Genomic DNA, 10,301 nt, shown 5'->3' on the forward strand with positions numbered 1-10,301 from the left:
CTGCCATAATCTGGGAGATTTTCATACTCTTCAAGATTGATTCCAAGGGGAACAATCTCGATCTTTTCCTCATCAACACCCATCTTCAAGTATTGTTCCTTTTCAACTTCAGTCAGTGCAAATACACATGCTGCATTATGAAGAATCTTGAATCCGAACACCTTATCAAAGATGTTTTTCAATCCTTCCTTCTGGAAGAAAGGAAGTACAGAACCATGAGCCTGTACAATGTATGGGATATTGTTTTTCCTTGCAAAATGGCTTGCAATAATAGCCAATGTTTGCCTATGCTCATGAATGTGAACAATTTCATAATCCTTGATTTCCTTTCTTATTCTAAAAGGTGCAGAAAAAGGAGTATCCAACATTGTAGCCATCTTAAACCTATTGGATAAGTTTTTAAAATAATCGACACTAATGCCATCAACATCGACATCATAACGGCCATCTGGGAATTTCAATCTTTCCTTACATGAATCTGTGCTTAAGACCTTAACATCATTGTCTTCTGCCTGTTTGGATGCAATCTGATAGCTTGCGTTAACTACCCCTCCAGCAGATAGACAAGGAATAAAGAAATGTGCCACATGTAAAATCTTCATAAAATTCACCTTTAATTAATCCTCTCAAATAAATACAAACCATTCTCTTGATGGATCATAGTATAATTCTCTAATTTAAAGTTATCATCTGAAATGTAATAAGTGATATTGCTTGATTCAAGATAATCCAATTGGTCATCAGTAATGGCAACGGTATTGGTCTTCAAGAACCAATTCAAAGACCTTTGATGGAATACTGCAACCTCTTTAGAAGCATAATCTGGATCATAATCAATCAAATAATCTGCAATCACCTTGTTCTTGTTGAAATCCTCATTGTAATGAACAGTAGCTGGGAAAGACAAGGCTGAAAATATGCAGAATACAATAAGGATTATTGGAACAATGCTTAAAATGTTTTTGCTCTTGAATTCAAACTTATGCTCTTTAGACCAGTCCAAAATGCCGTTTAGAGCATATGCTGCAAAGTAAATGAAGGCAGGGAACACTGTTATAATATATCGGTTTACTTTAATGTTCAGGAATGTGAAGAAGATGAAGTAAACCAAAAACCATGCCAACATAAGGATATTCAATGAATAATCCTCTCTATCAAAACCATTTTTCTTCAATATTGCAAATAGAATTACAAAATCAACCAATAGAATGGTTAGGGTTATCAATGAATTTATCTTAAAGCTTAAGATGGAAACAATCAACAACAGAACAAATAAAATCCATGCAAAAGATTTGAAATGTTTATTTGAATATTTGCTTGGTCTATCCTCATCAACATTCTTAATATTGCTTTTATGATTTTGATTGAACAGCTTATAAATAAACAAAATTATTCCCAAAGCAAAGAGCCCTATCAGGAAATAAGAGACAAAATTAGCCCCATTCAAAACTGGAATAACATCATCAAAGCTTACATAATCTGAAAAGAGGAACTTAGGAAAATCATGAAGATAGAAGAATGTGTCAGTTGTATATGCATTGTCAATAACTTCTCCCTTAGAACCAGAGGCAAATGTAGAGCTTTGAGTTAAAAAGGACAAATGAGAACCGAAAGATAGAATCAAAGCGGAAAATATCATGATCAATACAAGTGCCAAAGCCAAGGATTTCAATAGGTTCCTGAATTCATTTCCTTTCAAATAAGATTTGGCCTTAGCAAATAATCCTTCCCTATCATTGAACAATAAGTCAAAATTGGTGAAAAAGTCATGATATGAAAGATAATACAATAAAATCAAAGGTATTAGGAATAATGCAGTATAACGTGTGAAAATAGCCAAGACCAATAATGGAATAGCTAAAATATAATACTTTGAATCCTTGTCAATAGCTAAAACTGTAAAAAGCATTGCCCATATGGATAAGCTAACTGCAGGTATGTCCAATGTTCCATTAGCCCACCAAAGCAAGTTTAGAGAGAATGCTCCAAAAAGAAAAGCACCACATAAGCTTAATAATGAGCTGAACCTATTCTTTAGAAATACATAAATCCCAATATTGCCTAAGATGCAAAAGATGCCTGTAACGGCATAAAGGGAAGTTTCGGATAAGAATCCCAATCTAAATAAGATGGATGTTAAAAAACAGATTAGCGGAGACAAATACAAATACACATTACTTGATTTGAAACCTGCAAAAGTAAGGGAATTGGTCAAATACACAAAAACATCTGAACAGTAAATTCCAAGATTAAGGTTGTGGTCTATAAGAACATATGTGATGATAATGCTGAAAACTGTTAAAACGAGCAAATAAGAAAAATCATTTCTAGAGATGTTTAAATCTTCAAAAATATTTTTAAAAACCATTTTAACACTTTTCCCATCACTATTTTGGATTTGCACTTTTTATTGACCAATTAAAAAATAAAATTAAAGATATCAAATGACCCTACTACAAAAGCGAGGAAACTGATTAGCATAGCTATTTTAAGATTCTTTGAAACCTTTGCACATGTTTCCTCTGGAGGGTCTAATTTCAAGCTGTATGCACTGTATAAGAATATGATTATCGGTACAATCATGATAATCATATATGAAACATTAAAAATCTTGAAGATATAAAGGATAGGGCACATCAATGTAGTTACAACAATCAAAATAATTGAAACTATTGAGGGTATCTTCTTTCCATAGAGAATAGGAAATGTTCTTGCTCCTTCCAATTTATCCCCTTCAATGTCTTCCATATCCTTCACTATTTCACGAGCCAAAGTCATGAACATGGCAAATAATCCTAAATAAATGGATATGAATAAGATCTTCAATGAGTTAGTAGCACAAGCAATTACAGTTCCTGCAATCACAAAACAAAAGCCTGTTAGAGTTGCAACGGTAAGGTTTCCAACCAAAGGCATTGCCTTAAGGTTTCTTGCATATAGGTACATGATTATTACTGCAGGAATGACTATTACAGAAGGCCAAATGGAATTAACCATATAACTGCAAACAAAACTTAATGCAACTCCTATTGCAAATAAGAGATAGGAATAGTTTCTTGCATTTTCCAAGCTTATTCTTCCAGATGGAATCGGACGGTTAGGCTTGTTGATTTCATCTATCTTTACATCAAAAACATCATTGATGGTATTTCCAGCACCTGTACATACAAAAACAATCAATGCACAGATGATTATAGGCAAATCATAATAATGACCAACAAACATCATCAGTATTACGGCAATTGCTGCCATAACTGCATTTCCTGGACGAATAATTTCTAAATAAGCATTCATTAAATCCCTCTGTAATCTTATAATATTGAGTATATATTTTAATAAGTATAAATTTATTTATTTTCCAAATCATCATATGACATTAATTTAAGCTATTCAACAAATCTGCGAATTTCTTTGCCATATTCCCCATCGAATAATCATTAATATTTATGTCTGAATTGAATTCGATTCTTCCATTTTCTAAAAATTCAGTATATAATCGCAATACGACTTCCTTAGTTGATTCCAAATCAGAAACATGATATCCTACCTTTGTCTCTTCAATGAGATCCTTTAGGGAACCTTCCTTATGGCCGATTGACAAAACAGGTTTTTTAAGTGCAAAGTATTCATAAATCTTACCTGGAATAAACATCTTCTCCTTCTCATTATCCCAAGATATAAGAAGTAGCACATCACTTTCCAACTGCTTTTTCAATACATCTTCATGAGATATTTTTCCCCCAATGTCAAGAATATCCAAAAGGCCATATTTTTCAGCTATCTCTTTTAAATTAGTGCTGTCACCATAGAATTCTATAGAAAGCTTAGAGGAATCCAATTTATTTTCATCTTCCAATTGACGAATTGCCTTGAATAGATTTGAAGGGTCTCTCTTTCCGCCATACAATGAACCGGCATATATGAATTTTAATTTATCGTGAGAATCATTCAAAATATCTGAATCCTCTTTAAGCATCAATTCCTCCAGATAGCTTAAATCATCCTCATCGTAACCGGACAATATCGGCACTATCCTACTTGTTGGATGCATTGTGGCCAAAGTATCCGCAGCCAAATCTGTAGTGGTTGTTAAAACATCCGTATTTTCAAATGTTTTCAATTCAAGTCTTCTTTCAAAGTATTCCCTTATGAAAGTATGTGAAACATAAGGATTCATATTCCAAAGGTCCCTTAAATCCGCTACCCAGAACAGATCATACTTATCCTTCAAATCCTTTGCAATCGTATGACAGGTTATTGGCCATGAAGAACTTATGATGGCTTCAATCTCCTCTTCTTCAATTATCCTTGAAGCTGCTTCAAATGCAGATTCATGCCAATATTTCATGCCATCCGGATAGGCAAAGACTTCACCTGCCAATGAAATGGCTTTTGAAGCTATTGGATTTGAATAGGAAGTGGAATCCTTTAATTTATCATCCTCAGACTCATTTAAATCATCTGATCTGATTTCTTTAGAATTCTTTGACTTGCCCTTGAACTTATTGGAAAAATGAGAAAACATGTCTTCATATTCTGTATAAATGATTCTGCAATCTAAATCAGCATTTTCCTTAGGAATGAAACCTAAATCAGGAACTATGATAATAGGCTCCCATCCAAATTCCGGCAAATATTTCGCTAATGCCCTTAATCTTTTAGAAGCTATTTCATTAACCTGGTTAAAATAAAATGCTATTAAAATTACTTTTCTCATTTAAGTACCTTACCTATTTTTTTCAATATTTTGAAAACATTTATATAAACTAATTAAAATATATTAAAATAACATAATTTATAGTTTATTCAATAAAGTTTAAATAAATTTACGAATATAATAACATAAAGATAAAAAAATTTATTAATTATAATTTTTATATACTGGTGAAAAAAATGAGTAAAATTAAAATCGCAATTGTGGGAATAGGAAACTGTGCAAGTTCACTTATACAAGGAATTCATTATTATAAAGATAAAGACCCTAAAGATGCAATCGGTCTTATGCACTGGAAAATTGGAGACTGGGACCCAACTGATATTGAAGTGGTTGCTGCTTTTGATATAGATGCAAGAAAAGTTGGAAAAACTGTTGACGAAGCAATCTTTGCAAAACCAAACTGTACCACAGTCTTCCAAGAAGACATACCAAAAAGTGATGTAGTCGTTCAAATGGGACCTGTTCTCGATGGTGTCAGTGAACATATGGCTGAGTTCGAAGAAGATTATACTTTCATAGTAGCTGACGAAGAACCAGTAGATGTTGTTGAAGTCTTGAAAGAAAGTGGAGCTGAAATATTACTCAGTTATTTGCCAGTAGGTTCTGAAGAAGCTGCAAGATTCTACGCACAATGCGCATTAGATGCAGAAATTGCTTATATCAATTGTATGCCAGTATTTATCGTAAGTGACCCTGAATGGGATGCTAAGTTCAGAGAAAAAGGACTTCCTGCAGTTGGTGACGACATTAAAGCACAAATTGGTGCAACCATCACTCACAGAACTTTAAGTAACTTATTTAAAGAAAGAGGAGTTAAATTAGTCCACACCTACCAAATCAACACTGGAGGAAATACTGACTTCTTGAACATGTTAAACAGAAAACGTTTAGACTCTAAAAAAGAATCTAAAACAGAAGCTGTTCAATCAGTACTTGCAGAAAGAATGGATCCTCATGATATTCACATTGGTCCAAGTGATTACGTACCATGGCAAAAAGACAACAAAATCTGTTTCTTAAGAATGGAAGGTAAAACCTTTGGTGACGTACCAATGGAAATTGAACTCAGATTAAGTGTAGAAGATTCTCCAAACTCTGCAGGATGTGTAATTGACGCAATCCGTTGCTGTAAATTAGGACTCGAAAGAGGAATTGGCGGACAACTCACTTCCATTTCATCCTATGTTATGAAACACCCTCCAATCCAATTTACAGATGATGAAGCAGCAGCAAATGTTGAAGCATTCATCAACGGAGAATTAGAACGTTAAGAATTTATTTCTTAACATTTACTATTTTTATTTCTTTACTTGTTTTACTTTTAACTATTTTTACTTCTTCTAATGTTTTAATTCATTGAAAACAAACTGTTTCTTCAAACTTTTTTAATTTCAAATTCTCATCATTCCCTATTTTTAATAATTACTTGCACACTAAAAGATTAGAAAAAAATAGATAAGTATTATTAGTAGTTATAACAATAAATAATAATATAATGTAAAATAATCTTATGTGATTTAAATATATATTCCTAAATCATTATGGAATATTGAATAAACTAATAAATATTTTGATAATTATAGTGAGGTGTAAAGATGAAAGTGAAAATTACTGAAACTGCATTCAGAGATGCCCACCAATCCCTCTTAGCAACCAGAATGAGAACAAGAGACATGGTTCCTATTATAGAAGAGATGGATAAGGTCGGATACCATGCTATAGAAGCATGGGGTGGAGCTACCTTTGATACCTGTATTAGATACTTAAACGAAGACCCTTGGGAAAGATTAAGAATATTGAAAGAAAACTTTACTGAAACTCCATTGCAAATGCTTCTCAGAGGTCAAAACTTACTCGGATACAAACATTATGCTGATGACATTGTAACTAAATTCGTAGAGAAATCATATGAAAACGGTATCGACATCTTTAGGATTTTCGATGCAATGAACGATATTAGAAATATGGAACAATCCATTAAAGTAGCTAAAGCACAAGGAGCTCATGTTCAAGGAACCATCAGTTATACCATCAGTCCGGTTCACACTATTGATAAGTTCGTTGAATTTGCAAAAGAGCTTGAAGCATTAGAATGTGACTCAATAGCTATTAAGGATATGGCTGGTTTAATCAGCCCATCAGTCGTATTTGAATTAGTTACAAGATTAAAAGAAGAAACTGACTTGCTTGTAAACTTACATTCACACTGTACCAGCGGTATGACTCCTATCAGTTATTATGCTGCATGTCAAGCAGGTGTTGACATTTTAGACACCGCTATTTCTCCTATCGCTTGGGGTACTTCACAACCTCCAACAGAAAGTATTGTAGCATCATTGCAAGGTACTGAATTTGACACTGGTCTTGATTTGAAAACATTAAACCAAATCAAAAAATACTTTGAAACCCTTAGGGAACAATACGATGGATACATTGATCCAATCAGTGAAAGAATCGACACTGACGTATTGATGTACCAAATTCCTGGTGGAATGCTCTCTAACTTGATTTCACAGTTAAAACAACAAAACGCATTGGACAGATATCAAGATGTATTGGAAGAAATGCCCCGTGTAAGAGAAGACATGGGATTCCCACCTCTTGTAACTCCAACTAGCCAAATTGTTGGTATTCAAGCTGTAATGAATGTTATTAATGGAGAAAGATACAAAATCGTATCAAACGAAGTTAAGGATTATATGAAAGGTTTCTATGGACGTTCTCCAGCACCAGTCAACAAGGAAATCGCTAAGAAGATCATTGGTGATGAAGAACCTATTACCTGCAGACCAGCAGACTTAATAGAACCTGAATATGAAAAATTCAAAAAAGAAGGTGAAGAGTTAGGAATAATCAAAAAAGAAGAAGATGTTCTTACTCTCGCAATGTTACCTCCAGTAGCTAAACAATTCCTTAAAGGAGATCTCGAAGAAGAAGAATTCCCAACCAAAAAATATGCTGCGGATGATGGGGATCATGACCTTGGAGCTATTCCAACCGAATACTCTGTGGAAGTTGATGGAGATGTCTTTGACGTTAAAATCATGCCTACAGGATATTTAAAAATCGAAGAGGATAAAGCTGGAAACATTGGCCCAATACCTGGTGCACTTACTGCATCCATGCAAGGTATGGTGCTTAAAATCAAAGTTAACACTGGAGACAAAGTCCAAAAAGGTACTGTAGTAGCAGTTCTTGAAGCTATGAAGATGGAAAACGATATCTATGCTGAAGAGGAAGGTATTGTTGAACAAATCTTCGTAGAAGAGGGAGACACTGTTAATGCAGGAGACAACTTAATGTTGATTAAACCTTTAGACGAATAATGGTATTTTTACCATTATTTCTTTATTTTTTAAGAGATTTCTATCTCTTTACACCTTATTTTACATTATAAAAAAAACTTTTTTTAAAATCAATTATTGAAAAATAGGAAAAACCACTATTTTAAAAATTATCCGTATAGGATAAAACTATTAACTAAACTATAAAAAAAGAGGCATTAGCCATTGCCAATACCTAAAAAGAAATAATCATAAGTGTTTTCCAAAGTTTCTGGAGCCATCCATGGATAAGTTTTAGCCAAGTACTCCTTAATCTCATCACTTCGAGTGATTACATCTGCCTTATTGGCAAATTTCTGAGATCTGAAATAATCATTCAAGTCATCACTGATTTCACGGGATTCCTCATATAAATGCATCAAATGAGCTGGATGAACATTAGGTATAGTTTCATGAAGGATATCCATCGGTATCAAATCAAAATGATTGGCAATTGCAAAATTAAAGATTACATTTAGCAACAAGTCCTTCGTATTGAGAACAACACGTTTTGGAATGTTATTTGCTTGTTCTTCAGTGATTACCCCATCCTTTAAGGCTCTATCAACATCCGTCTCAACAACTATTTGAAAAGATCTGTTGTATTTGCCCTGTCTTAATCTGATAGCAAATACCACCATACAAACTATAGCCAAAACAGCTAAGACTAAAGACACTATAGTTATATTCTCGGATTTGAAAGTGAATTCATTATAAAACCAAAGGATAAGTGATAAAATGATAAGAAATCTTGATAAAAACACTAAATTGAATCTTGGAATTTTCATAAAAATTACTCTCTATTATTTTCTAAAAAGTCACGAATCATTGTATTTGCAACATCCCTTATTTCCACTAATGGAATGTCCTGCTCTACAGAGATTCTGCGTAAATCCTCATATTCAGGCCTATGAGAAATAATCTCATCACCAATCAAACCTATTTTAAAGTTGATTGTGTAAACATGATTGCCAACATTTATGTCTAAAGGAACAAATTGCCTTTCTGCCACTCCCCTATGAGTGTTTTCAGAGATTCTGATTCCTAAGGTACCTGTTTCCTTAAATAAAATATTGACTAGATGGTCAACTAATGATGGCTTTGAAATGATCTTTATCATATGGCCTGGCCTATTTTTCTTCATAGTAATTGGGACCATTGATACATCTGATGCACCTTCAATCAATAAGAGATCAAATAGGAAACCTAATTCCTCACCGGACATGTGGTCAATGTTGGTTTCAATTACACTAATCCTATGCTTTTCATTGGTTTCCTTTGATTTGATGACCCTTAGAATATTAGGGAAATCAAAGTCTTTAGAACCGCAACCGTATGCAACCACTTCAGGAGACATCATCGGAGCGAATTCAAGGAATTCATCACAGAATTCCATATATAAAGCACAGCCAGTAGGAGTTGCAAGTTCACTGTTTACAGGACCTCCAACACATTTCGCTTCCCCTTTTGAGAAATCCTTGAACTCATCATCATCGAGTCCTTTGAGAATATCGATACTGGCAGGTGCAGGAACTGGAATTCTGCCATGGGCAGACTCAATCACACCTCCGCCAACTGCAATAGGAAGGCCAACAACCTTATCCTTATCCATACCTAAATCGTAGTATGCACAAATTGAACCTAAAACATCTGCAACAGCATCTGCGGCACCCACTTCATGGAAATGAACATCTTCCAATGTTTTTCCATGAACTCGTGATTCGGAAATGGCTATTCTCTTAAATACTTTTTTTGCCTTTTCAACCATATCATCTGTTAAATTTTCAATATCTGCAAATTTCAACAGATCAATCTTTTCCATAAAATCTGAATAATGAATATGATTATTATTTTCGTGTTCCTCGTTGATTGTCTTTACATTACAGAAGGTAGCACCAATACCTGCCTTATTGACTTTGCTTAATGAGACTTCCACCTCACCAAAATCAAATGCAACATCTTCCATAAGATTTTTGACTTTTTCCCCATCAGCTCCCAAATCCACGAGAGCCCCTATAATCATATTCCCAGAAATTCCTGCAGTCTGGGAATCAATAATGTAAACCATAAAATTACTTCCTTAAGTTTAATTGCATTGTTAGTATCTAATTATCATTTAGAGTAATTATATTTTAAATATTTTTTTAAATAATTTCTAATCTAAAATTTCTACCTATAATTTCTACCTATAATTTCTACCTATAATTTCTAATCTATTATATATAATTACAATTAAATAATATTTGTTATAAAAATATACT

General features: G+C 33.5%; 8 protein-coding genes. 2 read left to right on the forward strand and 6 right to left on the reverse strand.

Going from position 1 to position 10,301, the window contains the following annotated elements; genetic code table 11:
* The 4 genes from ACKI67_RS05045 to ACKI67_RS05060 form a co-directional block, all read right to left on the reverse strand.
* Window positions 1-602: glycosyltransferase (locus ACKI67_RS05045; RefSeq protein ID WP_407462326.1), on the reverse strand; the 602-nt coding region annotated here is incomplete at its 3' end.
* Window positions 603-613: 11 nt separating this feature from the next.
* Window positions 614-2,368 carry a glycosyltransferase family 39 protein gene (locus ACKI67_RS05050; protein ID WP_407462327.1) on the reverse strand — a complete coding sequence of 585 codons (1,755 nt, stop codon included), beginning with the start codon at window positions 2,366-2,368 and terminating at the stop codon, window positions 614-616.
* A gap of 50 nt (window positions 2,369-2,418) precedes the next feature.
* A complete protein-coding gene (locus tag ACKI67_RS05055; protein ID WP_407462329.1) occupies window positions 2,419-3,294 on the reverse strand; it encodes a UbiA family prenyltransferase in 876 nt (291 codons plus the stop codon).
* Window positions 3,295-3,376: 82 nt separating this feature from the next.
* Window positions 3,377-4,717 carry a glycosyltransferase gene (locus ACKI67_RS05060; protein WP_407462330.1) on the reverse strand — a complete coding sequence of 447 codons (1,341 nt, stop codon included), beginning with the start codon at window positions 4,715-4,717 and terminating at the stop codon, window positions 3,377-3,379.
* 176 nt (window positions 4,718-4,893) lie between these two features.
* On the opposite strand from ACKI67_RS05060, the gene ACKI67_RS05065 reads away from it, so the two are divergent.
* Complete coding sequence (locus ACKI67_RS05065; RefSeq protein ID WP_407462331.1) at window positions 4,894-5,988, forward strand: inositol-3-phosphate synthase; 1,095 nt, start codon at window positions 4,894-4,896, stop codon at window positions 5,986-5,988.
* A 324-nt stretch (window positions 5,989-6,312) separates the two neighbouring features.
* Window positions 6,313-8,043, forward strand: a complete 1,731-nt coding sequence (oadA, locus tag ACKI67_RS05070; protein WP_407462332.1) for a sodium-extruding oxaloacetate decarboxylase subunit alpha — start codon at window positions 6,313-6,315, stop codon at window positions 8,041-8,043.
* A 176-nt stretch (window positions 8,044-8,219) separates the two neighbouring features.
* Here the strand turns inward: oadA and ACKI67_RS05075 are convergent, their stop codons facing one another.
* Together ACKI67_RS05075 and larC are read right to left on the reverse strand one after the other, a co-directional pair.
* Window positions 8,220-8,717, reverse strand: coding sequence for a hypothetical protein (locus ACKI67_RS05075; protein ID WP_407462333.1), 498 nt, complete (start codon window positions 8,715-8,717; stop codon window positions 8,220-8,222).
* A 116-nt stretch (window positions 8,718-8,833) separates the two neighbouring features.
* Window positions 8,834-10,108 carry a nickel pincer cofactor biosynthesis protein LarC gene (gene larC, locus ACKI67_RS05080; RefSeq protein ID WP_407462334.1) on the reverse strand — a complete coding sequence of 425 codons (1,275 nt, stop codon included), beginning with the start codon at window positions 10,106-10,108 and terminating at the stop codon, window positions 8,834-8,836.
* Window positions 10,109-10,301: the final 193 nt, after the last annotated feature.

The sequence above is a fragment of the Methanobrevibacter sp. genome (assembly GCF_045577275.1).
Classification (GTDB): domain Archaea; phylum Methanobacteriota; class Methanobacteria; order Methanobacteriales; family Methanobacteriaceae; genus Methanobrevibacter.